Source organism: Micromonospora sp. BS32, from assembly GCF_059089345.1.
This window is the reverse complement of sequence record NZ_JBSSHR010000001.1, coordinates 448,872-470,129: the sequence shown is the minus strand read 5'-3', so window position 1 is coordinate 470,129 and position 21,258 is coordinate 448,872. Positions and strand designations below refer to the sequence as shown.

The 21,258-nt window shown below is 74.1% G+C and carries 23 protein-coding genes; 7 read left to right on the top strand and 16 right to left on the bottom strand.

What is annotated here, in order from left to right; all coding sequences use genetic code 11:
- Positions 1 to 2 precede the first annotated feature (2 nt).
- The 9 genes from AC5RWQ_RS02275 to AC5RWQ_RS02235 all read right to left on the bottom strand — a co-directional run bounded on the left by AC5RWQ_RS02275 (position 3) and on the right by AC5RWQ_RS02235 (position 7,584).
- Positions 3 to 1,880 carry an AAA family ATPase gene (locus AC5RWQ_RS02275; RefSeq protein WP_494281058.1) on the bottom strand — a complete coding sequence of 626 codons (1,878 nt, stop codon included), beginning with the start codon at positions 1,878 to 1,880 and terminating at the stop codon, positions 3 to 5.
- Entirely contained in the window at positions 1,877 to 3,085 is a 1,209-nt protein-coding gene (locus tag AC5RWQ_RS02270) for a hypothetical protein (RefSeq protein ID WP_494281057.1), read from the bottom strand. The genes AC5RWQ_RS02275 and AC5RWQ_RS02270 overlap by 4 nt, the downstream gene beginning before the upstream one ends.
- A gap of 14 nt (positions 3,086 to 3,099) precedes the next feature.
- Positions 3,100 to 3,756 carry a 4Fe-4S single cluster domain-containing protein gene (locus AC5RWQ_RS02265; protein WP_494281056.1) on the bottom strand — a complete coding sequence of 219 codons (657 nt, stop codon included), beginning with the start codon at positions 3,754 to 3,756 and terminating at the stop codon, positions 3,100 to 3,102.
- Positions 3,753 to 4,148, bottom strand: coding sequence for a hypothetical protein (locus tag AC5RWQ_RS02260; protein WP_494281055.1), 396 nt, complete (start codon positions 4,146 to 4,148; stop codon positions 3,753 to 3,755). The genes AC5RWQ_RS02265 and AC5RWQ_RS02260 overlap by 4 nt, the downstream gene beginning before the upstream one ends.
- 9 nt (positions 4,149 to 4,157) lie before the next feature.
- Complete coding sequence (locus AC5RWQ_RS02255) at positions 4,158 to 4,799, bottom strand: hypothetical protein (RefSeq protein ID WP_494281054.1); 642 nt, start codon at positions 4,797 to 4,799, stop codon at positions 4,158 to 4,160.
- Positions 4,796 to 5,575 (bottom strand): protein phosphatase 2C domain-containing protein, encoded by a 780-nt coding sequence (locus AC5RWQ_RS02250; RefSeq protein ID WP_494281053.1) that lies wholly within the window; start codon positions 5,573 to 5,575, stop codon positions 4,796 to 4,798. Before AC5RWQ_RS02250 ends, AC5RWQ_RS02255 begins: the two co-directional genes overlap by 4 nt.
- On the bottom strand, positions 5,572 to 6,327 hold the full coding sequence (locus tag AC5RWQ_RS02245; RefSeq protein WP_494281052.1) for a vWA domain-containing protein: 756 nt from the start codon (positions 6,325 to 6,327) through the stop codon (positions 5,572 to 5,574). Before AC5RWQ_RS02245 ends, AC5RWQ_RS02250 begins: the two co-directional genes overlap by 4 nt.
- Positions 6,324 to 6,581: a hypothetical protein gene (locus AC5RWQ_RS02240; RefSeq protein ID WP_494281051.1), complete on the bottom strand. Its 258-nt coding sequence runs from the start codon at positions 6,579 to 6,581 to the stop codon at positions 6,324 to 6,326. Before AC5RWQ_RS02240 ends, AC5RWQ_RS02245 begins: the two co-directional genes overlap by 4 nt.
- A 64-nt stretch (positions 6,582 to 6,645) precedes the next feature.
- Positions 6,646 to 7,584 (bottom strand): hypothetical protein, encoded by a 939-nt coding sequence (locus AC5RWQ_RS02235; protein ID WP_494281050.1) that lies wholly within the window; start codon positions 7,582 to 7,584, stop codon positions 6,646 to 6,648.
- Positions 7,585 to 8,171: 587 nt separating this feature from the next.
- Between AC5RWQ_RS02235 and AC5RWQ_RS02230 the strand changes: the two genes are divergently transcribed.
- Positions 8,172 to 9,266 (top strand): hypothetical protein, encoded by a 1,095-nt coding sequence (locus AC5RWQ_RS02230; RefSeq protein WP_494281049.1) that lies wholly within the window; start codon positions 8,172 to 8,174, stop codon positions 9,264 to 9,266.
- A 504-nt stretch (positions 9,267 to 9,770) separates the two neighbouring features.
- On the top strand, positions 9,771 to 10,478 hold the full coding sequence (locus AC5RWQ_RS02225; protein WP_494281048.1) for a Crp/Fnr family transcriptional regulator: 708 nt from the start codon (positions 9,771 to 9,773) through the stop codon (positions 10,476 to 10,478).
- Between the two features lie 144 nt (positions 10,479 to 10,622).
- Here AC5RWQ_RS02225 and AC5RWQ_RS02220 read toward each other — a convergent pair whose 3' ends face one another.
- The gene (locus AC5RWQ_RS02220) at positions 10,623 to 11,243 is read right to left on the bottom strand and encodes a dienelactone hydrolase family protein (protein ID WP_494281047.1); all 621 of its coding nucleotides are present in this window, start codon (positions 11,241 to 11,243) and stop codon (positions 10,623 to 10,625) included.
- A 43-nt stretch (positions 11,244 to 11,286) separates the two neighbouring features.
- Between AC5RWQ_RS02220 and AC5RWQ_RS02215 the strand changes: the two genes are divergently transcribed.
- The gene (locus AC5RWQ_RS02215) at positions 11,287 to 11,871 is read left to right on the top strand and encodes a helix-turn-helix domain-containing protein (protein ID WP_494281046.1); all 585 of its coding nucleotides are present in this window, start codon (positions 11,287 to 11,289) and stop codon (positions 11,869 to 11,871) included.
- 8 nt (positions 11,872 to 11,879) lie between these two features.
- Here the strand turns inward: AC5RWQ_RS02215 and AC5RWQ_RS02210 are convergent, their stop codons facing one another.
- The 5 genes from AC5RWQ_RS02210 to AC5RWQ_RS02190 all read right to left on the bottom strand — a co-directional run bounded on the left by AC5RWQ_RS02210 (position 11,880) and on the right by AC5RWQ_RS02190 (position 15,237).
- On the bottom strand, positions 11,880 to 12,239 hold the full coding sequence (locus AC5RWQ_RS02210) for a hypothetical protein (RefSeq protein ID WP_494281045.1): 360 nt from the start codon (positions 12,237 to 12,239) through the stop codon (positions 11,880 to 11,882).
- A gap of 67 nt (positions 12,240 to 12,306) precedes the next feature.
- Positions 12,307 to 13,005 carry an SDR family oxidoreductase gene (locus AC5RWQ_RS02205; RefSeq protein WP_494281044.1) on the bottom strand — a complete coding sequence of 233 codons (699 nt, stop codon included), beginning with the start codon at positions 13,003 to 13,005 and terminating at the stop codon, positions 12,307 to 12,309.
- A gap of 42 nt (positions 13,006 to 13,047) precedes the next feature.
- Positions 13,048 to 13,524 (bottom strand): winged helix-turn-helix transcriptional regulator, encoded by a 477-nt coding sequence (locus AC5RWQ_RS02200; RefSeq protein WP_494281043.1) that lies wholly within the window; start codon positions 13,522 to 13,524, stop codon positions 13,048 to 13,050.
- Between the two features lie 132 nt (positions 13,525 to 13,656).
- Positions 13,657 to 14,412, bottom strand: a complete 756-nt coding sequence (locus AC5RWQ_RS02195; RefSeq protein ID WP_494281042.1) for a maleylpyruvate isomerase family mycothiol-dependent enzyme — start codon at positions 14,410 to 14,412, stop codon at positions 13,657 to 13,659.
- A gap of 90 nt (positions 14,413 to 14,502) precedes the next feature.
- The gene (locus tag AC5RWQ_RS02190) at positions 14,503 to 15,237 is read right to left on the bottom strand and encodes a YqjF family protein (protein ID WP_494281041.1); all 735 of its coding nucleotides are present in this window, start codon (positions 15,235 to 15,237) and stop codon (positions 14,503 to 14,505) included.
- A 124-nt stretch (positions 15,238 to 15,361) separates the two neighbouring features.
- Between AC5RWQ_RS02190 and AC5RWQ_RS02185 the strand changes: the two genes are divergently transcribed.
- Genes AC5RWQ_RS02185 through AC5RWQ_RS02170 form a run of 4 tightly spaced genes read left to right on the top strand, consistent with a single transcriptional unit; the run spans position 15,362 to position 18,642 of the window.
- Complete coding sequence (locus AC5RWQ_RS02185) at positions 15,362 to 16,291, top strand: hypothetical protein (protein ID WP_494281040.1); 930 nt, start codon at positions 15,362 to 15,364, stop codon at positions 16,289 to 16,291.
- Entirely contained in the window at positions 16,288 to 16,743 is a 456-nt protein-coding gene (locus tag AC5RWQ_RS02180) for an ABA4-like family protein (protein ID WP_494281039.1), read from the top strand. Before AC5RWQ_RS02185 ends, AC5RWQ_RS02180 begins: the two co-directional genes overlap by 4 nt.
- Positions 16,744 to 16,747: 4 nt before the next feature.
- Positions 16,748 to 18,019, top strand: a complete 1,272-nt coding sequence (locus AC5RWQ_RS02175) for a sensor histidine kinase (RefSeq protein WP_494281038.1) — start codon at positions 16,748 to 16,750, stop codon at positions 18,017 to 18,019.
- Positions 18,016 to 18,642, top strand: coding sequence for a response regulator (locus AC5RWQ_RS02170; protein ID WP_494281037.1), 627 nt, complete (start codon positions 18,016 to 18,018; stop codon positions 18,640 to 18,642). Before AC5RWQ_RS02175 ends, AC5RWQ_RS02170 begins: the two co-directional genes overlap by 4 nt.
- A gap of 395 nt (positions 18,643 to 19,037) precedes the next feature.
- On the opposite strand, the gene AC5RWQ_RS02165 is transcribed toward AC5RWQ_RS02170, so the two are convergent.
- Positions 19,038 to 21,257: a molybdopterin oxidoreductase family protein gene (locus tag AC5RWQ_RS02165; protein WP_494281036.1), complete on the bottom strand. Its 2,220-nt coding sequence runs from the start codon at positions 21,255 to 21,257 to the stop codon at positions 19,038 to 19,040.
- Position 21,258: the final 1 nt, after the last annotated feature.

The following is a 21,258-nucleotide window of genomic DNA, read 5'->3' as shown; positions in this document are numbered from 1 at the left end:
GCTCAGCCGGCGCGAATCACCGTGCCGTGCGGCCCGACCGACAGCCGCAGGGCCGCCTGTCCGGGATGCGCGAAGACGTGCTCGACCAGGGGCTCCCGCACCAGACGGTCCAGGACGTCGCGGATGCTACGCACTCCCAGCCGCAGCGCCTCCGGCCGGCGCATCACCTCCTGCACCCGGGCCACGACGCTCTGGTCGTCGAGGGTCAATCGCACCCCCTGGCGAAGGGCGCTGGCGACCAGCTGCGCGAGCAGCTTGCGGACGATCCGGTCGACGAACTCGGGCCGCAGGATGTCGAAGACGGTGATGCCGCCGCCGAGGCGGCCGAGCAGTTCCGGCCGGCCCAGGGTGGCGGTGAAGTGGTCCCGCACGGCGCGTTCGAAGTGCGCGCTGACCTTCTCGTAATCGGGCAGCTCACCACCGTCGAGCCAGCCGTACGTCTCGGCGGCCCCCAGGTTCGAGGTGAAGATGATGATGGTCTCGGAGAAGTACGCCGTGTTGCCGAGCGCGTCGGTGAGCCGCCCGTCGTCGAGGACCTGGAGGAACTTGTCGAACACCGACGCGTGCGCCTTCTCGATCTCGTCGAAGAGCAGCACGCTGAACGGGCGCTGGCTCACCCGGTTGGTCAGCTCACCACCGCGTTCGTGGCCGACGTACCCGGGTGGCGCGCCGGTGAGCCGTTCCGCGGAGTGCGCCTCGGCGAAGGTGGACATGTCGAAGCGGGCCAGCGCGGTCTCGTCGTCGAAGACGAACTCGCTCAGCGTCCGGGCCAGCTCCGTCTTGCCCACCCCGGTCGGCCCGACGAAGAAGAAGATGCCCTTGGGCCGGGACTCGGCGTTGTGCGGGTCGGCCACGAAGTCGATGCCGACGGTGGCCGAGGTCAGCGCCCGGCGGACCCGGTCGACCGCGACGGGCTGGCCGATGACCCGCTCGCCGGCCATCGGCCCGAACCGGGCGAGCCGGTCGCGGACCCGGCGCCAGGGGTCCTGGCGCGGGCCGAACAGGGTGCGCTTCATCAGCGTCCGAGGTTCGTCGAGCGGGATCTCCTGCAGGTTGCTCATCCGCCACAGCCCGTCCAGCTCGGTGATCGCCATGCCCTCGCTCAGGTTGGCCAGCACCCGCAGGTCCTCCGGGGCCTTCTGGGCGGTGCCCGCCTGGTGGAAGTGGCGGGCCTGCTGGTGGAGGTAGACGTGGCGCTCGTCGAAGGTCGGCAGGGCCGCCTCGACCACCTGGACGTACGGGCGGTCCCGGTAGAGCCAGGCCGGCAGGGCGGCGAGGTCGTCCGCGACCAGCACGAGCAGATTGCGCAGCTTGCCGGTCTGGGCCGCCTCGGTCATCGCCTTGGCCATCGTGCCGAGCAGCCGTCGCTCGGCGTCGCCGCCCCGCTCGGGCGGGGAGAGCATCAGGTCGGCCTGGTCGATGAGGAACGCCGACGACGTTCCGGCCTGTCGGAGCACCCGCCGGATCGCGGCCAGCGAGTCGTACGGGTTGGCCAGGGTCGGCGCGGGTGCGTCGCGCAGCGCGGCGGAGAACCGGTTCCGCACTGTCGCGGACCGGTCGGTGGCGGTGGGCGGCTCGGACGCCGCGGGCCGGCCGGCGTCCGGGGCGGCCAGCAGCCGGTGGAACTCCCGCTGGTCGTCCAGGTTGCCGAAGCTGAGCCCGTCGACCGGATCGTAGTAACCGGTCAGCTGATAGCCGAAGATCGACAGTAGACCGGAGACGGCGGTGCGCAGCGGGTGGAACGAGCGGTCCCAGCGGACCAGGTCGCGCACGTTGCCGTGGATGACGACGTGCCGGCCGCGGGCGATCTCGGCGGTGACCCGCTCCAGCCAGGCCGCCGCCGGTGGCGCCGTGGGCCGGCCCGGCGACGCGCCGGTCACGATCGGCTCCGGTCGTCGTGGGCCGGTCGGCGCAACGCCTCCACGGCCGGTGGCCGGGGCTGGCCGGGCTTGCCCTCCCAGTACAGGCCGTCGGCCGCCACCCCCTGGTCGGCGAGTTCGGCGTGGAAGCGTTCGAGCAGGTCCTCGGTCAGGTCGCAGCGGGAGATCACCCCGTCGACCGTGTTCTCCACGACGATGTCGGAGCCGTCGGTGCGGTACTCCAGCCGGTTGCCGTCGGTGTCCCCCGCGTAGACGGTCAACTCGATGGGTGAGCCGTCGGCGCGTTCGGCGACGAAGACCACGGCGTCGGCCCGCTCCGCCAGGCTGTTCGGCACGACCCGCAGGCCGGCGGCCGGCAACGCGGCGCTGGCCGCCTCCACGATGAGTGCCATCCGGTCGAGCTGGTCGAGACGGGCGTCGGTCGCCGCGGTCACCGCCTCGACCCGGCCACGCAGGTCGGCGACGCGCCGCTCCCACCGGTCCACGTTGCCGCCGGCCGCCTCCCGACGCAGACCCGTCAGCTCGGCGCGTAGCTCGGACTCCTCGGCCACCGCGAGACCCGCCGCCGCCGCATCGGCCAGCACGTCGGCCAGCTGGGCGGAGAGCTCGTCGGTCTCCGTGGCCAGGCGCAGCAGGTGCGCCTGCCGGTCGCGGACCGTCTCCAGGTGTGCGCCGACCGCCTCACCGAGCCGGCGGTGCAGGTCGGCGAAGCCACGTACGTCCCCCGCGCGCCGCCGGGTCTCGTCCAGCAGCACCGCGATGTTCCGGTGCCCCACCGGGTCGAACTGGTCCCCGTCGGCCAGCCCGCGCAGCGGTGCGACGGCCAACTCCACCGCGCGGCTCTGCTCCTGGCGGGTCAGTTCCCGGGACACCGCGACGGTGAGTTCGTCGGCGCGTCGTTCGGCGCCGCGCAGCTCCCGGCCGATCCGGCTCAGCCCGGCCTCGTCGGTGGGGCGGCGCAGGCCGACGACCCGATTGGTCTCCGCGGTCACCTCGGCCTGCTGAGGCAGCCCACGCGACGTCTCCAGCAGCTCGCGCAGTCGCGTGGTCAGCGCGTCGCGGCGTACGTCCGCGGCCCGGATCCCTGCCGCGAGCCGCCGCTGCCGCTGCTCCTCCCGACGCCGCCGGCGCTCCTCCTCGCGCCGCCGCCGGGCGGCCTCCATCTGGGCGCGGCGGGCGGCGTTGAACGCGACGGTCGTGTACATGGGGCTACCGGACATCATCGGCCTTTCTCGTCGGAGGGGGCGGCGGCCCCGAGCGGTGCGATCTGGACGCCCTGATCCCGCATCGCGGTCTCGAACCCGGCGCGGAAGTCGGGCACCGGAGGGACCCCGATCCACTGCACGCCGTCAACGCCCAGCTGCAGCTCGATGCCGGCGGACGTGTCCTGCGCCGACGGCGCGTGCCGGTCGGTGAGAAGATGCAGCCGCTGGTTCGTCGAGCCGCGCCAGAGCAGATCGGCGTGGCGGGCGGCCACGTACGGGCCGTCCACCAGGATGTCGAGCTGGCCCAGCAGCCGGAGCTGGTCGGGGTCGCGCTGCCGGCGCAGGTGCTCGATGGTCCACCCGCTGAACGACATCACCGACCAGTCGCGGTCGGCGCGGATCCGGTCGACGAGCGCGCTGAGCCCGCCCGCCTGGGCCATCGGCTCGCCGCCGGAGAAGGTCACCCCGGTGATGTCGGACGGCAGGGCACCGAGCCACCCGGCCAACTCGTCGACGGTGCGGGTGATCCCGCCGGTGAACGGCAGGTCCTCCGGCGCGACGCAGCCGGGACAGCGCAGCGGGCAACCCCGTACCCAGATCACCGCGCGCAGGCCGGGTCCGAGCACAGCGGTCCGGTCGGCGACCCGGCTGATCTCGATCGTCGTGGTCATCGTCCACTCCCGGGGAACGGATCGGGTGCGCCGGCCGCGACCATCCGGCACCAGGGGCAGTCGCGGTGCTCGCGCGGATACACGTGGGTCGGCATGGCGGGACAACCGACGAGCTGGTCCCGCAGGTACGCCAGGGCCGCGGCCCAGGACTGTGGGCCGGGTCGCGCGGCCGGCGCGTCGAACCCGGCGTCGAGGGCCTCGGCCAGCCGGCGGCGCAGCACGGCCGGCAGCGCGTGCGGCGGTACGGCGGCGACCGGCGACCGGAGGTCCGCCCCGAGCAGCCGGCAACGGCGCAGCCGGACGTTGTCGACCTCCTCGACCGGCCCGGTCGCCTCGGGCGGCACACCCCCGTAGGGGTGGAAGCCGAGGCAGGCCAGTTGGGCGGTCAGCACGGCCAGCGCTCAGTTGTCACTGGCCGCCTCCCGCCGCCGGCCCGACCGGCCGAGCTCCTCGGGCGCGGTGTATTCCGGGCGCGAGAACGGGCACGGCAGGTCCTCCCCGGTCGCGCTGTCGTGCAACTGCCAGCCGTCGACGTCGATCAGGCAGACGCCGCCGGCGGCGGAGACGAAGACGTTGGCCGGCGCGAGATCGCCGACCAGGTGCCCGCGCGCGTGCACCGACCGGACGAGCCGGGCCAGCTCCTCCGCCACGGTCAGCCACCAGGCCCAGGTGGCGCCGGGCAGCATCCGGGCCCGGGCGACCGGGTTGAACAGCAACGGCAGGGGTGCGAACCGGGGTGGCGCGAGCCGGGGGGCGGCGTACCCGAGGAGCCTTCCGTCGTCACGGCGGTGCACCGCGGCGGTCGGCCAGGCCACCACGGGTCCGCCCGACCGCACGGTCCACCCGGTCGGTTCGGCGAGCAGGACCCGGGTACGGGCGGCCAGCTCGGCCGGGTCCGCGCGGTGCAGGACCTTCGCCACGGTGTCCGGCCGGTGCCGCAGCCGGAAGACCTGCCCCTGGGAGCCGACCGAGCCGACCGGCGCGTCCAGGGTGTCGGCCGTCCGGCGGCCGTCCGGGCCGACCAGCCACACGTCGAGGCTCATTGGGGCACCGCCAGCAGGAGGGTCCGGTCGTCGTCGGTGAGGGCGCCGACCCGCCGGCCGCTGAGCAGCCGGATGAGCGCCGCCGGGTCGGTGTCGGCGGCCTCGACGAGCGTGAACAGCTGCGCGAAGGCCGCCGCGCCGGGCTGGCGGGGCCGGCTGCCGTCGTACTCGACGAGGAGGCTGTCGAGGCCGTCGGTGCACACGGCGAGCCCGGTGAGGTCGGGCAGCCGGGCGACGAGCCGGCGGGCGTGCCTCCCGGCGCGTGCGTCCGGCAGCAGCGTCGTCGCACCGGGCGGCAGGTCGGCGCCGCCCGGCGGGGCGAGCAGCAGGTCGAGGTTGCCGTCGGCGGCCCGGACCACCACGATGCCGTCACCCACGGCGAGCACGGCGACCCAGGGCGGACGGGCGACCACGACGGTCACCGTGGTCGCCAGGTCGGCCGGGTCGAGTCCACCGGCGGCCCGGGCCAGCGCCCGCGCCGCGCGGCGGAACCGGCGGAACAGCCGGTCCCCCGCGACGTCGAGCCACCCGGACCAGGCAGCGGCGGTGGCCGGTGGCTGGTCGCCGAGGAGCGCGACGAGCAGCTGCACGGCCAGGGTGACCACCAGGGACGCGCCGGCCCCGGCGCAGCGGCGGCTGCCGGCACCGTCGGCCGTCACCAGCAGCAGGGTGCCGTCGACCTCCTGGACCGCGTACGCGTCCTGGCCGCTGAGCCCGGCGCGGGCGTGGGCCCCGCCCGCCGCGCTGCCGCCCAGGACCGACCAACGCGCCGTCATCGGAGGTCGTCCCCGTACACCTGGCTGCGCACCCGCTCGAAGTCGACGTGGTCGGAGGTGGCCACCAGGATCAGGTCGAGCAGCTTGCGCAGGTCGAGGTCGTCCAGCGGGAAGTAGCCGCTGGGGGTGGCGAGGGCCCGCATGACCTCGTCGTCCACCCCGGGCACGCCGAACGCGAACAGCTGCATCCGCCGCGTCGACCGCCACTGCTCCAGCCGCCGGGCGAGCGGCCGCCAGTCGTCGGTGGGGTTGCCCTCCTCGTCGGTGGGGGTGCCGTCGCTGACCAGGATCAGCCGGGGCCCGCCGGTCTGCTGGGCGTGGACTGTCTGCACGTGCTGGCGTCGCTGCTCGACGAGGGTGAGCGCCAGGTCCAGCGCCGCCACCATCGGCGTCGCGCCTCCCGCGACCAGGGTCGGCAGCTCCAGCCGCGACGCCGGTACGAACGCCCCGTCGTCCTCGGCCGACGGCGTCCCGTCGCCGGAGACCACGCGTACGCCGCCCGCGCCGAACGTGACGACCACGAACTCGACGTCCCGGAGGGGCCCGCGCCCCTCCGCACGCACGGTGGGCAGCCACCGTGCCAGTTCCCGGTTGAGCGCGTCGATCGCGCGTACGCCGTTGCTCTGGGTGGCCGCCATCGACCAGGAGGTGTCGATCAGGAGCGCCACGAAGCGCCGCCGGTGGGTGTCGGTGATGAAGGGGACCTCGTCCGGCTCGTCCGTGTCCTCCTCGAACAGGGCGAAGGGGTTCATGGTCCGACCACCGCCTCGGCCAGCCAGCGCCCGCCCGGGTCGGACCGCCGTCGGACGCGGGCGCCGGGCGCGGGTGGCGGCCCGTCGCCGACCCACCAGGCCGCGACGATCACCCCGTCGGCCTCGACGAGCCCCCGCGGCTTCAACGTCGCGTGCACGGTGCCCAGCTCGTGACCGGGTGGCGGCGGGGTACGCCGGACCAGGGGCCGGACCCCGAACCCGCCTGCCCGGAGCCGGGCGGAGAAACTCGCCACGTACTCATCTGACGGACGGCCGTCGGGCGGGCCGCTCCGGCCGACGAGGTGCCCACGGCCCGGCTCAGGTGCGCGGGCCGTCGGCGAAGGTCCAGGCCATCCCGTACGCGTAGCCCTGCTGCAACCCGTCGAAGGCCGACGTCACCTCGCCCACGGCGTCGGGGTGGAGCCGGTCCGGGCCCGGCACCCGTTCGTCCACGGCGCGGGGCGGGACACCGTTGAGCCGCCAGGCCGTCGCCGGCCCGCCGTCCGCCGGGAACCGCAGCCGGACGGTGCAGTGCGCGCACGGCGTCAGCGGCTGGAAGACGTAGTGCTCCCGCATCGGTTGCCCCTCGGGCACCCGGTAGTGCAGGCAGAGCTCGTGCCGCTCCCCCGGCGTCAGCGTCCTCGGCAGGGCGAGGGTGAGCCGGAAGAACTGGCCCGAGTTGTACCGGGTCAGCTCCCGGATCCGCGCGCCGAACAGGACGTCGGCGCGCACGTCGTGCTCCGGACCGTCGTCACCCGGCTGGCGCGGCAGGCTGAACTGCACGGTCAGCTCGTCGATCGGGCGGATCGCCACGACGGTGCGCGTCTCGTAGAGCTCCGGCGTCGGCGTGTCGAGCCGGAGCAGCGCGTTCATCGCGTGCAGGTGCCAGTCGGGGCCGGCGTCGGTCGCGCCGGTGGGGATTTCCGGTACGGCGGCGCGGACCAGCCGGGCGACCGCCTCGTCGATCCGGCGGCGGGCCGTGCGCTGCTGGACCGACAGCTCGCGGGCGAGTTGGTCGGTGCGGCGGTCCAGCCGGAGATAGGCATGGGTGGGATCGAGGGCGTATGCGAGGACGACGGCCCGGCGCAGGTCGCCGGGCATGTCGGCGGCGAGGGCGAGCAGGGTGGCGCGCACCTTCGCCCGTACCGCCGATTCCGACTCGGCCGGCGAGACGCCGCAGAGGTCGGCCAGGCGGGGCCCCAGTCGACGGTGCAGCGGGCTGCTCTGCAGGCCCGGACCCCGGCGGAGGTCCAGCAACTCCTGTCGGAGCCCGTCGGAGGGACGGGGTTCGATCCCGGGACGCAGGGCCCTCTCCTTCCTGTGGGTGGTCCGTCAGGACGATGCGGAGGCTACCGGCACATTGGGAGGCCCGTGGCCCCGTCGTGTGCCGAGTGTCCCGCCCACGACCATTATCTGGCCAGGAAAAAGGACATCTTCTGGCCAGTGTCGATCCCCCCTGCGCACGAGGATGGACGCGTCACGCCACCATTTGCGGGAAACGGGGGATCGATCCGCGCCATGCAGGTGAACACAGTGGAGGGTCCTAGCACACTCGGGCCCGGATGCCGAGCCGCCGATCGGTCGGGCCGCGAACGGATGTCGGTCGCCCTGACGGACGTGCCCGGGTGGACGGGAGGGCCGGCACGGCTCGGCGGATCCGTCGGCCCGCGTGCCGGATCGGCCTTCCGGCCGGACGATTTCGTCACCGATGTGCGGCGAACCGCTTCTTCGACGAGCAGGGGCTCGCCTTCCACACCTACTCGACACATTGTTACTGGTCAGCACCGAAATCTTTTCGGGTGCAATGCGCAGACAGGCTCATTCCACATTCTGGAGGGGGCGTCATGACGAACGCGGATGATCCGACTGCACGGCTCTCTCCACGCGGCACCGTCGAAGCCGCGACCCTGTGCCGGCCGACGCGCACGCCCGGGACGCCCCGCACCCGACCCGCGCTGGACGAACTGCGCGACCTGGCCCGCCGCGGGGAGCTGACGGCCGTCGCGGCGTCCGCGACGCCCGAGGTCCACGCCCGGCTCACCGGTGCGGCGTACGCGATCGTCTGGCCGATCGTCTTCTCCCGGGTGACCCGTCCCATGGAGCGCCGGCGGGGGCACTGGGCCTGCGCGAACTCGGTTCAGATGCTCGCCGACGACTGCCTCGACCGACACCACGACGACGTCGAGGCGGTCGTGTCCGACCTGCTCGCCAACGCCAAGGTGCCGATCTTCGACGTCGAACGCTGGCTGTCGGCCCGGCTCACTGCGGCCACCGTGGACGGTCACCGCCGTCGGCGCGGCCGGCGGGGCGCGTTGCAGCGGCCCCGGGTCCCGGCCTGGCTGGCCGCGGAGCTCGGCGGTGATCCCTGGCTGACCGAGCTGGCCGTGCAGATCCTCACCTGGGTGGGCGTACCCGCCACCGCCGGCACGCAGCTGTGGCCGCTGGACAGTTGGGCGCTACGGCGGGAGGCGGCCACCGGCGACCTGACCGGCAGCGACAGCCCGACGCTGTCCCGGGAGATCGAGCGGGTGCTGGCCGCCATGCGGCGGCGACCCCGGTGGTACGCGGACTATGTGGAGCGACCGCTCGGCCGCAAGTGCGCCCCCGTCCTCGCCGTCCCCGGCGACGGGGTGGCCGACCCCCGGCCGTTGGTGGCGATCGGCCCGCACGAGCGCGACGAGGCCCGGCTCGCCGACCTCGCGTCCGCCGCCGTGGCGGCGATCAGCCGTCGGCTACGCCGTGGCGCGGACCCGGTCGACACGGTGGTGCGGGTGCTCGGCGTGGTCTTCGGCGCCGGCACCGGGAGCGAGCAGATCGACCGTACGCCCGACGGTGTGCCGGCCCCGGAGGAGCGGGTGTCAGTCCTGCTCGCCGACGACGCGGCCGTCCGGCGGATCGTCGACGAGGTGCTCCGCATCATCGCCGACAGCCGCCCGTGACCACGTTTCCCGTACCCGGTGGGCAACGGCGTCCGCGAGAGCGGCCGGGTCGGCTCCGGCCGCGACGGCGGCCCGCCACGCCTCGCTGAACTCGCGTTCGAGGAGCCGCCGGATGCGCGTCCGCTGCTCGGGCGAGAGCTCCGCGGGCGGCGGCTCCCCGGCCGGCGGCGGGGTGCTCACGGCCCCGCCACCGCCCGGAGGCTGCCGGTCGACGGGCCGGGATCGCAGGTAGCCATGTCCCCTCCGATCCGCGCCGCACCGCCCTGCGTGTCATCTGTCAATCATCTGACGGACAGCCGGCCGGACCGCCGGCCCACGGGCCGGCGCGGGCGATCCACGGTACGAGGATGTCGGCGTTACGACCGTCTGCGATGGGACTCCACGTCGCCTCCCCTCGCCAGGCAGCTGATCCGGTCCTCTGCGGGTATTGCACCCCGGACCGGCGGGCGGTATTCCGGGGAAGGACGGGATCTCGCCCGGCCCCACCTCGAGGAGGCCACGGTCATGTCTGCCGTACCGCTGGACGGTGACGCGGTCTGGGCGCCGGGATCGTTCCTGGACCGGATCGCTCCCGCCGACCGCGAGGAACTGCTGGCCCTCGGGGTGACCCGTACCGTGTCGTCCGGCCGGCGCCTGCTGACCGAAGGCGCGCGGGACACCCACGTCGAGGTGATCCGGTGCGGTTTCGTCAAGATCACGACGACGGCGGACGGTGCGGACCGGCTGCTGGCGATCCGCCTGCCCGGCGATCTGGTGGGAGAGTTCGCGGCGATCAGCGGGCAGGGCCGCTCCGCGACCGTGACGACGTGCGGTGACGTGGTGTCCACCGTCATCCGTCAGGTGGACTTCCTCCGCTTCCTCGACCGCCGCTCCGCCGTCGCCGCCCAGGTCACCGCGACGGTCGGCCAGCGCCTGCGGTGGGCGAACGAACGCCGGGCAGAGTTCGCCGCCTATCCGGTGCACGTACGGCTGGCCCGGGTGCTGGCCGAGATCGCGACGAGCTGCGGGCGGACCGACGACGACGAACTCGTCATCGGGGTGGAGCTGAACCACGCGGAGCTTGCCACCCTGGTCGGCGCGGCGACGGACACCACCCAGCGGGCGCTGCGCACGCTCCGCGCGGAGCGGCTGATCCGCACCGGGTACCGCCAGATCGCGGTGCTCGATCTGGCCGGTCTCCGCGCGATCGCCGCCCACGGCGGGCCGCGGTGAGCCCACCCCGGACCGCGCCGCGCGGCGACGGGCGCTGGCATGATCGCGCCGAGGCGCCGGACCCTCGATGGGACCGGGCCGGCTGATCCGGCCCGGTCCCACCGCCGTGTGCGGGCCACCGAGGGGAGGCCGGCCCGGTGCCGGTCAGCGGTCCCGGAGGAAGTCGAGTACGCGCCGGCGGAGCAGCGCCGCGGCGTCCGCGTCGTACGACGGCAGGCTGCTGTCGGCGAACAGGTGCCCGTCACCGGGATAGAGGAAGAGTTCCGCGTGCTCGGCCGACTCGACGAGCGCCCGGGCGGCGTCGATGTCGCCGTCGTCCACGAAGAACGGGTCCGCGTCCGCGGAGTGCACCTGCACCGGCACCTCCGTCGGCCAGGAGGTCCCGAACTCCTCGGTCGAGAGGCAGGAGTGGAACAGCAGCGCCCCGCGGGCGCCCGACCGGGTCTGCGCCAGCTTCTGCGCCGGCATCACCCCGAGCGAGAAACCGGCGTAGACCAGCTCGGCGGGGAGTTGATCGGCAGCGCGCACCCCGCGTTCGAGCAGTTCGTCGAAGCCGACCTTCCTGGCGTACCCCAGACCCTCGTCCAGGGTCGGGAAGGTGTGGCCGTCGTAGAGGTCGGGTGTGTGCACGGTGTGCCCGGCCCGTCGAAGCTCCTCGGCGAAGTCGAGGACCCCCGCCGTCCGACCCTGCGCGTGGTGGAACAACAGCACCTCAGCCATGCGGCCCCTCACTCTCGGACGGACGACACGTACGGGTGCCGCCACCAGTCTTGCCGCTAACAGTCCAAGAGTTTAGATTGATCCAACAATGTCGAGCAATAGGCAGATCCCCGACTACGACCTTCCCGACACGGTCGAGGTGTCGACGCCCCAGCAGCTGCGCGCCATCGCCGACCCGCTGCGGGCCACGATCCTCGACCTGGTGCTGGAACGGGCCGCCACCGTGGCCGAGCTGGCCGCCGCCCTGGGCCGTCCGAAGAGCACCGTCGCCCACCACGTGAGCGTGCTGGTCCAGGCGCAGATGCTCCGCGTCGTGCGGACCCGCCGGGTCCGCGCCATCGACGAGCGCTTCTACGGACGTACGGGCCGCACCATCCATGTGGGCGTCGTCCGGCGCCCGGGCGACACCACGACACCGGTGTGCGTCAACGGCCTGTCGGTGGCCGCGGCCGAATCGGTCCCGGCCCACGAGGCGGACCGGCTCTACACGACGATCCGCCACGCCCGGATCCCCGCCGAGGCGGCGGCGCGGTTCTGGCAGCGCGTCGAGGCGCTGATCCGGGAGTTCAGCGAGCTGCCGCGCTCCGGCGACACGGTGTACGGCTTCGCCGCCGGCCTCTACCCGACCGACCATCCCACGCTGCCCGAGCCGGACGACGCCGACGACGACTGAGGCACCGACTATCCGCGGGTCAGGCGGGCGAGGTGGGCCAACTCCCGGCCCGCCGGCTCGCTCGACCCGCTCAGCCGCAGCCGCCACCGGGTCGTCCGGCCGTCGGGGCCGAGCAGCTCGCCGCGCCCCAACGCCCGGTCGATGTCCTGCCGGACGCTCACCTCGAGGTGTGGTTCGGTCGCGAAGAGGATGCGCAGGCGCACGTCGTCGCCGATCCGCTCCGCGCTGGTGTGGTGGGACGCGATCGGGCAGGGCGACTCGTGTTCCCAGTGGCCGCACAGGACGGTGGTGATGGCCGCCCCGGGGGCGCCGAGGTCGGCGTCCGGTGCCATCTGGACCACCGCCTGGTGGGCGAACCCCTGCCTCATGCCTCCCATTGTGGCCCCGCCGACCGGCGGCGGAACGGATCCGCCGCCGGCCGAGGGGCGTACCGGGTCAGGACAGCTGCGGGTAGAGGGCGGCGACACCGCCCGACAGGCCGGCCCGCACCTGCCGGCTGGTGTCGTCGGCGACGATCTCGAACAGGTCCGCCTCGATCCCGTCGACGGCGATCCTGGCGATCTCCGCCGGGTCGGACTTCGGCGCGGAGACGTTGGCGGTCATGTCGGTGTCCATGTAGCCGACGTGCAGGCCGGCCACCCGGATGTTGCGGTCGGCGAGCTGCGCGCGCAGCGCGTTGGTCAGGGACCACTCGGCGGCCTTGGCGGCGCCGTACGCCCCGACCTGCGGGAAGCTGATCCAGGAGAGGGCGGACAGGATGTTCAGGATGGTGCCGCCGCCGTTGGCCGCGATGGTCGGGGTGAAGGCGCGCACCACCGACAACGTGCCGAAGTAGTGGGTCTCCATCTCCAGCCGGATCGTCGCGATGTCGGCGTCGAGCAGATCCGCGCCGGTGCCCGAGCCGGCGTTGTTGATCAGGAGGGTGACGTCGCGGGCCACCTCGGCGGCGGCGGCCACGGAGGCGGGGTCGGTGATGTCGAGCCGGAGCGGGGTGACGCCCGGCAGGTCGACGCTGTCCGGGTTGCGGGCGGCGGCGTAGACGGTGGCGCCGCGGGCCACCAGCTCGCCGGCGAGGTGCCGGCCGAAGCCACGGTTGGCGCCGGTGACCAGCGCGGTACGTCCTGAGATCTTCATGTCCTGCTCCTGAGAGGTGAAGGGCTGTCTTGGGGTGGCCGGTCAGGGACGAAGCAGCCCCGGCCCGGGGCGTACGTCGATCTCGCCGGGCGCCACGTCGTGACCGGCCTCGCAGCGCAGTCGGGCGTGCACGACCGCGCCGCAGTCGTGGTGCTCGACCCGCACGGACGGACCGGCCTCGTCGGCGGCCCAGCTGTCGCCCCACTGCCGCAGCGCGACCAGCACGGGCAGCAGCTCCTGACCCTTGGCGGTCAGCACGTACTCGTCCCGGGTCCGCTGCCCGGGTTGGCGGTAGGGCCGGAGTTCGAGCAGCCCGTCGGCGACGAGGCGCTTCAGTCGGGCGGCGGCGACCGGCTCGCTGACGCCGACCCGCCGGGCGAAGTCGTCGAAGCGCCGGGTGCCGAACGAAGCCTCCCGGAGCAGCAGGAGGGTGGACCGGTTTCCGACCACCTCGAGCGCGCGGGCGATCGAGCAGTTGGTCGTGAGCCAATCGTCTCGCTGGTCCAGGAATTCGGTCATACGGGTGACGCTACCCGCCTGACTTAGGGAAACCAAAGTCAGCTAGGTCACGGGATCCTCGGGAATGCCCGTCGGCCACCCGAGGTTCCCCGCCCTCCCCCCGGCCGGCGTGGATTCCGTGGCGCGCCCGCCTCACTGCGTCGCGGTCACCAGGCAGCGCCGCAACTCCTCGACCGCCTCGGGCGGGCCCTCGACCGTCACCCCGCTCCGCTCACCGGCCCGGCCCCACAGCCAGCGCAGCATCGCCGTCGGCGGGCCGGAGACCGTCACGTCGGCGGCGTCCTCTGCGCCGCTGTCCACCCGGAACAGGCCCGGGCCGGTCCGCACCCGCCAGGCGGCGCCGTCGGTCCGCACGGTGTACGACCGGCCGGGCGAGCCGGCCAGAATCCCGGTGAAGTAGTCGGGCCACTCCCCCACCGAGTACTCCACGAACACCCTGAGCAGCTCGTCGATGCCGTCGACGGCGAGGTCGTCCGGGACGGGCGCCACCGGCACGCCGACGCCGAGCTCGGCGTCGATGCGGTGGATGACGGTCTCCTGCGCCATCCGGCGGATGAGGAAACCGACGGTCTGGTCCGGCCCGTACCAGCAGCCGACCGCGTCCTCCGGCCTACGGGCCGCGAACTCGGCGCGCAACTGCGCGTACGCCCGGTCGAGCAGCGCGAGCGGCTCCTCGTCCGCGAGTTCCGCCGGCGGCCAGGACTCGGGCTCGGCACCGTCGCGCATGGCCGTGGTCTTGTGCAGGTACACCAGGCCGACGTGCCGGGTCAGGTCGGCGACGCGCCAACCGGGGCAGCTCGGCACGGCCGCGGTGAGGTCGGTGGGCGCCACGGCGCGCAGCCGGGCGAAGTCGGCCGCGAGGCAGTCGAGGAATCGGGTCGTCTCCATGCTTCAGAGCCCACCACGGACCTGTGACACACCGCGTCCCGCCGCACCCACCGCCGGGGCCAGGCCACTCAGGTGGTCTGTGCCGGCCGCTCAGCGCAGGCTGACCGGTGGGCCGAACCGGACCGGAACGCCGGGGGAATACAGGACGCTGGCCGGCGGCCCGGTCGGCGCCGGCAGCCCGGCGGCGGCGACCAGCTCGTCGTCCAGGTGCAGCAGCTCGGCCCGGTGCAGCGGCCAGCGCGGATGCCAGTTCGGCAGGTGCCGCGTGCGCCCGTACGCCCGGGTGTGCAGCCCCCAGCGGGCGGTGACGAAGTGCTCCAGCGGGGTCGGGTCGGCGCTCGGCGCACCCACCCGGACCACCATCCGGCTCGTCGTACCGGCCGGGCCGGGCCAGCGGCGCCGGCACCGGTAGGTGTAGCGGTCACCGTCCCGGTCCAGCCGCATCGCCGACCACAGGTACGGCAGTCGCAGGGTCGCCCGGGCCACCAGCACCGGGACCAACCGGGACGCGTCGAGCGAGCGGAACACCACCGCCCGGCGACCGGTGTCGTCGACCGAGTAGAGCCGGACGTTGGTCTCTGCGAAGCTGCCGAGGTACGGCACCCCGGGCCCGTGGCCCAGACCCAGCCCGACCATGCGGAAGCCGATCAGGCCGACGTAGCTGAGCCCGTCGAGGGTGTCCGGGCGGGTGCCGGGTGGCAGCAGCGGCGCGACGAGCTCCGGCGCGACCGCCCAGTGCAGGAAGGTCAGATCCTCCCAGCGCTGCCGCAGCAGCGCCCGCGGGAACGCCTGCTCGGGCGCGCAGTCGACCGGCTCGATGTGCACATACCCATTGTCCCCGACGCGCTCGGCCTCCTCCCCTGGTAGGAGACGAGGGTCCGACCGCCGGCCGCAGCCGGGGCCTGCGGTCGGGCGCGATCCGGGGTTCGGCTCACCAGCATCAACAGGTATGACTACCGCACTGCACCGGGCGGCACACTGGCACCGCCCACTGATGGTCTTCGTCTCGGCGATGGCGGTCCTCGCCGTCGTCTCGGCGGTCGGCATCTTCGCCGACCCACGCGTCCTCACCGGCGCGCCGATCTGGCTCAAGCCGTTCAAGTTCTCGGTGTCCTTCGTGCTGTACGGCACGACCCTGGCCTGGATGCTCTCCCTGCTGCCGCGACGCAGCCGGGTCGCGGGGTGGGCGGGCACGGTCATCGTCGCGATGTCGCTGGCCGAGATGGTGGTGATCGTCGGGCAGGTGCTGCGCGGCCAGACCAGCCACTACAACGAGAGCACCCCGCTGAACGCCGCACTGTGGCAGGTGATGGGTGCCTCGATCATGGTGCTCTTCGTCGCGCACCTGGTGATCGGGATCGTGGTGCTGCGTCAGCCGGTCGTGGACCGGGTCGCCGGGTACGCGGTCGGGCTGGGGCTCGGCCTGACCCTGCTGGGCATGCTGGCCGCGGTGCCGATGGTGCTGCCCGGCCAGGATCCGGGGATCGAGGGGATCGCCGGGGCGCACAGCGTGGGCGTACCGGACGGCGGGCCCGGGCTGCCGCTGGTCGGCTGGAGCACCACCGGCGGGGATCTGCGGATCGGGCATTTCGTGGGGCTGCACGCCCTGCAGGCGCTGCCGATCCTGGCGATCCTGCTGAGCCGGTTCCTCGGGACGCGGCTGGACGAGCGCAGCCGGGTGCGGCTGCTGGTCGTCGCGGGCGGGGCGTACGGCGTACTCACGATGCTGTTGACCTGGCAGGCCCTGCGTGGGCAGCCGCTGCTGCGTCCGGACGCCCTCACGCTGGCCGCCGTGGCGGCCCTGGTGGTCGCGACCGGGACCGCCGCCGGGGTGGTCCTGGCCCGCCGACGCCGCCCGGAACTGGCGCTGGCCGCATGACCGGGGCGCTGTTCAGCCTGACGTTCGCGGTGGCCGCGCCGTTCTGGGCGCTGATGCTACTGCTGCCGCGCTGGCCGTGGACCGCGCGGATCATCTCCTCGCCGCTGATCGTGGCACCGGTCCTGGTGATCTACGCGATGCTGGTGATCCCGGCGTTCGACGACGTGCTGCCGGCCGTGCTGTCGCCGACCCTGGGCGGCGTGCGCGACCTGCTCGGCAGCACGGACGGCGCGGCGGCGGCCTGGGCGCACCTGGTCGCGTTCGATCTGTTCGCCGGTCGGTGGGCGTGGCTCGACAGCCGGGAACGGGGGGTGCCGGCGCTGGTCATGGCTCCGGTGCTGGTGCTGACGATCCTGCTCGGACCTCTCGGCCTGGCCGCCTACCTCGGGGTCCGGGCCAGGTGGGTCCGGCCGGCGGTCGCTACTGTCCTCGAGCCCCAACCCCTAGGCTGAACCGGTGGGGTGGGTGGGACGGCTGTTCGACGGGCGTGACACGCTCGCGCGGATGCTGCTGCTCGACCTCAGCGGCATCGGCTACCTGGTCTTCGGCACCCATGCGGGCCGCTCACCGACGGCCACACAGTGGCTCCTCGCGGTGGTCGCGTTCGCCGTCGCGCTGGTGCTCCACCGCCGGCCGCTGGTCAACCTGCTGGCGCAGGCCGCGCTGCTGACGCTCGCGTTCCAGGTCATCGACGACACGATGATCAACCAGGTGGGGGCCAGCTGGGCGTTGCTCGAACTCGCCATGTGGGCGAACCGGCCGCGGACCATCTGGCTGGCCGCCGGGCTGCTGGCAGCGGTCGGCCTGACCGATTCCATCGGTGACCCGTTCCGCCGGTTCCTCTCCGGCGTCTTCGGGCTGACGGTGGAGGTCGGCCTGCCGCTGCTGCTGGGCCTGGTCATCCGGACCACCCGGGAACTCGGCCGGCAGGCCGAGGAGCGGGCGGCGGAGGAGCAGCGCCGGCGCGAGTCGGAGGGCCGCGCCGCGCGCGCCGACGAACGCAGCGCCATCGCCCGCGAGCTGCACGACGTGGTCGCGCATCATGTGGCGTCGATGGTGCTGCGGGTCGGCGTGGCCCGGCACGTGCTCACCGACCTGGATCCGCGAGTGAACGAGGTCTTCGACGACGTGCACGGCACCGGGTCCGCGGCCCTCGCGGAGCTGCGCCGGCTGGTCGCGGTCCTGCGCAACCCCGACGGGGTACGCGGTGACGCGGCGCTGACCGCGATCGAGCCGTCGGCGCTGCCGTCGGCACTCGGCGCGGCCGTCGATCGAGCCCGCCAGGCCGGTGTCACGGTGGAGGCGGACATCGACCGGGCGGTCGGTTCGCTCGATGCGGTTCGGGGGCTGGCGGTGTTGCGACTGACCCAGGAGGCGCTGACCAACGTGGCCAAGCATGCCGGCACGTCCGCGCGGGCGCGCCTGTCGGTGTCCGTCGCCGAGGGGGCCGTCCACTGGGAGGTCTCGGACGACGGGCGCGGCTCGGTGCCGGCGGTGGTGCCGTCCGGCGGCGGCCACGGCATCACCGGCATGCGCGAGCGCGCGGAGGTCCTCGGCGGTCGGCTGGAGGCAGGTCCGGCCGGCACGGGTTGGCGGGTCCGCACCGTCCTCCCGGCCGCGGTCTCCGCGCCGACAATTCCTCCCCTCTCCCCCGCCGTCATGCCGGCCCCGCCGGCTCCCCGCGAGCGCGAGGCGTCGGCGGGGCCGCCCGCGCCGGAGTTGGCATGATCCGCGTCCTGCTGGTCGACGACCAGCACCTCATCCGCGCCGGCCTGCGCATGCTCTGCGGCGCCCAGCCCGACATCGAGGTCGTCGGCGAGGCCGACAACGGCCGCGATGCGATCTCCCTCGCCGCCCGGCTGGTCCCGGACGTCGTCGTCATGGACCTGCGCATGCCCGGCGTCGACGGGATCACCGCGACCAGCCGGATCCTCGCCGACCGCCCCGCCACCCGCGTCCTGGTGCTGACCACGTTCGGCGACGACGACCACCTGTATCCCGCCCTGACCGCCGGCGCCTGCGGATTCCTGCTCAAGGACGCGCCGCCGGCCGACCTGCTGGAGGGTGTCCGCCGGGCCGCCGCGGGCGACAGCCCGTTCAGCCAGGAGGTGCTGCAGCGCCTGGTCCAGCGCGCGGTGCACGCCCGTGCCGAGGCGCCGGAGCCGACTCAAGGGTTGACCGCGCGCGAACAGGACGTGCTGAACCTGGTCGCCGACGGACTGTCCAACGCGGAGATCGCCGACCGGCTCCACATCGGCGTGACCACGGTGAAGACCCACATCACCAGCCTGATGACCAAGACCAACAGCCCCAACCGGGTACGCCTGGCCCTGTTCGCCCGAGGAGCGTGAGCGGCGACAGGTTCCGACGCGCGACTGTGGCACCGACCGGGCAAGGGGTCGGGACGCCCGCCTGCTGGCACCGGCCAGCGCCACGTCGACGAGGGCTCCCACCCGGACCTGCGCGGCGTCCGCCAGACAGGCGATCAGCAGCAGCCGGCCTGATGTTCCCCGGTTCGCCGGTACGTCAGCGGCCGGCGGAGGGCGGTGGCCGGGAAGGAGTGCGGCCAGCAGGCTCCCGTCCGCCTCGGGCGACCAGGTCTCGGTGCGGCCGACCTGCGCCGCCAGCAGGGTCAGCCGGAGCCGATCGTCGGGGCGGGCCGAGGACCGGGGCGCGCGGTCGCGGGCGTCGACGACGCTGCCACCGGTCCCCGGGGTGGCCGGTGACGGCGGTCCGCGGTCGACGGTCAGGCAGGCGCGACGCGCACCGGGATGCCGTTGAGCACGACGTTGCCGGAGAGCGGGTCGATCGCCCTCTCGTCGGTGAGCACGTTGCTGTTGACGCCGGCGTGTGCGCGCGCCACCGACTGGCGGGTTCCCGCCACGTCGTGACCCCACCCGTGCGGCAGGCTGACCACGCCCGGCATGGTGTCGGCGGTCAGCTCCACGGCGACGTCCACCGACCCGACCCGCGAGGAGACGCGCGCGAGGTCCCCGGCGGCCAGCCCGAGCTTCGCCGCGTCCTCGGGATGCACCTGCAGCGTGCAGCGGTCCCGGCCCTTCACCAGCGCCGGCACGTTGTGCATCCAGCTGTTGTTCGACCGCAGATGCCGGCGGCCGACGAGGACGAAGCCCTCCGGTGGCGCGTCCCGGGCCTCGCGCAGCCGGGCCACGTCGGCGGCGATCGGCGGCGGGCACAGCTCGACCGTCGCGCTCGGCGTGCGCAGCACCTCCGGCAGGCGCGGCCGCAGCGGCCCCAGGTCGACGCCGTGCGGATGGTCGAGCAGCCGGGTCAGGGTCAGCCCGTCCGGTCGCTGTCCGAAAAGATCGCCGTACGCGCCGAGGCGCAGCCGCGCGTCCAGCAGGCGTTCGGCCGGCCGGTCTCCGGCGATCAGCGCCCGCAGCTCGGCCACCGGCCGGTCCAGTCCGTCGGCCGCCTCGGCGAGCACCTGGCCGAGCAGTTGCTCGTGCAGCAGCGCCGGGTCGGCGCCGACGCCCTGCCCGGCGGCGATCAGCGTGAGCCGGGCGAGGATCTCGCACTCGTCCAAGCCCTCGGGCTCCGGCGGCAGCACGGGCGGCGAGTAGCTCGCCACGTTGCGCACCGCCAGGGTGAGGAACGCGAAGTCGTAGTGCCCGCTGTGGGCGGGGTCGGGTGGTGGCAGCACCACGTCGGCGTGCCGGGTCGTCTCGTTGAGGTACGGGTCGACGCTGACCATGAAGTCGAGCGAGGCGAGCGCATGGTCCAACCGCTCGCTGTTCGCGGTGGACAGCACGGGGTTTCCGGCAATGGTGATCAGTGCGCGGACCTGCCCCTCCCCCGGCGTGGAGATCTCGTCGGCCAGCGTGGCGACCGGCAGCTCACCCTTGACCTCCGGCAGCCCCCGCACCCGGCTGGCCCAGCGCCCGGTGCGGAACCCCTTGCCGGGGCCGGCGGCACGAACGCGCTGGTGGGCGGCGAGGGGGAACATCGCCCCGCCCGGCCGGTCGAGGTTGCCGGTGAGCACGTTGACCACGTCGACCAGCCAGCTCGTCAATGTGCCGAACGCGACCGTGCAGGTGCCGATGCGCCCGTACACGGCGGCCGTCGGGGCGGCGGCCAGCTCGCGGGCGAGCCGGCGGATGCGCGGGGCGGGTACCGCGCACCGGTCGGCCACCCGCTCCGGGGCGAACGCCCCGGCCAACTCCCGGACGTCGTCGAGCCCGGTGACGTGTTCGGCCAGCGCGCCGAGGCGGACCAGTCCCTCGTCGAAGAGGGTGTGCACGACGGCGAAGAGCAGCAGCGCGTCGGTGCCGGGCCGGATGGGCAGGTGCTCGTCGGCGGCGGCGGCCGTGCGGGTGCGCCGCGGGTCGACGACCAGGAACCGGCCACCGCGCGCCTGCAGCGCGCGCAGCCGGCCGGGGAAGTCGGGCGCGGTGCAGAGACTGCCGTTGGACTCCCAGGGGTTGGCGCCGAGCAGCACGAGCAGGTCGGTGCGGTCGAGGTCGGGCACGGGGATGGCGTTCGGGTCGCCGTACAGGTAGCCGGAGGAGACGTGCTTGGGCATCTGGTCGACGGTGCTGGCGGAGAAGACGTTGCGGGTGCCGAGGGCCCGGACGAGGGGTCCCACGTAGAGTCCGCCGGCCATGGTGTGCACGTTCGGGTTGCCGAGGTAGGCCGCGACCGCGTCCCGACCACCCTCCCGGGCGGCGGCCAGCCCGGCCTCGACGGCGGCGAACGCCTCGTCCCAGCCGACCTCGCGCAGCGCGCCGTCGACCCGCAGCAGCGGCCGGCGCAAACGGTCCGGGTCGGCGAGAAGCTGCGGGAACGCGGCCCCCTTCGGGCAGACGAAGCCGTGGCTGAAGACGTGCTCGCGGTCGCCGCGGGCGTGCGTCACCTGCCCGTCGGTGATGGTCAGGGTCAGGCCGCAGGTCGCCTCGCAGAGTGGACACGTGCGGTGTGCGGTGCGCGTCGCGGTCGTCCCCGGCATC

What these genes read in the sequence shown, in the direction of transcription:
- AC5RWQ_RS02270 (WP_494281057.1), bottom strand. Translation starts at nt 3,085, where the DNA reads ATGTACACGACCGTCGCGTTCAACGCCGCCCGCCGCGCCCAGATGGAG.
- AC5RWQ_RS02265 (WP_494281056.1), bottom strand. Translation starts at nt 3,756, where the DNA reads ATGACCACGACGATCGAGATCAGCCGGGTCGCCGACCGGACCGCTGTG.
- AC5RWQ_RS02255 (WP_494281054.1), bottom strand. Translation starts at nt 4,799, where the DNA reads ATGAGCCTCGACGTGTGGCTGGTCGGCCCGGACGGCCGCCGGACGGCC.
- AC5RWQ_RS02250 (WP_494281053.1), bottom strand. Translation starts at nt 5,575, where the DNA reads ATGACGGCGCGTTGGTCGGTCCTGGGCGGCAGCGCGGCGGGCGGGGCC.
- AC5RWQ_RS02245 (WP_494281052.1), bottom strand. Translation starts at nt 6,327, where the DNA reads ATGAACCCCTTCGCCCTGTTCGAGGAGGACACGGACGAGCCGGACGAG.
- AC5RWQ_RS02230 (WP_494281049.1), top strand. Translation starts at nt 8,172, where the DNA reads ATGACGAACGCGGATGATCCGACTGCACGGCTCTCTCCACGCGGCACC.
- AC5RWQ_RS02225 (WP_494281048.1), top strand. Translation starts at nt 9,771, where the DNA reads ATGTCTGCCGTACCGCTGGACGGTGACGCGGTCTGGGCGCCGGGATCG.
- AC5RWQ_RS02215 (WP_494281046.1), top strand. Translation starts at nt 11,287, where the DNA reads ATGTCGAGCAATAGGCAGATCCCCGACTACGACCTTCCCGACACGGTC.
- AC5RWQ_RS02210 (WP_494281045.1), bottom strand. Translation starts at nt 12,239, where the DNA reads ATGAGGCAGGGGTTCGCCCACCAGGCGGTGGTCCAGATGGCACCGGAC.
- AC5RWQ_RS02205 (WP_494281044.1), bottom strand. Translation starts at nt 13,005, where the DNA reads ATGAAGATCTCAGGACGTACCGCGCTGGTCACCGGCGCCAACCGTGGC.
- AC5RWQ_RS02200 (WP_494281043.1), bottom strand. Translation starts at nt 13,524, where the DNA reads ATGACCGAATTCCTGGACCAGCGAGACGATTGGCTCACGACCAACTGC.
- AC5RWQ_RS02195 (WP_494281042.1), bottom strand. Translation starts at nt 14,412, where the DNA reads ATGGAGACGACCCGATTCCTCGACTGCCTCGCGGCCGACTTCGCCCGG.
- AC5RWQ_RS02185 (WP_494281040.1), top strand. Translation starts at nt 15,362, where the DNA reads ATGACTACCGCACTGCACCGGGCGGCACACTGGCACCGCCCACTGATG.
- AC5RWQ_RS02180 (WP_494281039.1), top strand. Translation starts at nt 16,288, where the DNA reads ATGACCGGGGCGCTGTTCAGCCTGACGTTCGCGGTGGCCGCGCCGTTC.
- AC5RWQ_RS02170 (WP_494281037.1), top strand. Translation starts at nt 18,016, where the DNA reads ATGATCCGCGTCCTGCTGGTCGACGACCAGCACCTCATCCGCGCCGGC.
- AC5RWQ_RS02165 (WP_494281036.1), bottom strand. Translation starts at nt 21,257, where the DNA reads ATGCCGGGGACGACCGCGACGCGCACCGCACACCGCACGTGTCCACTC.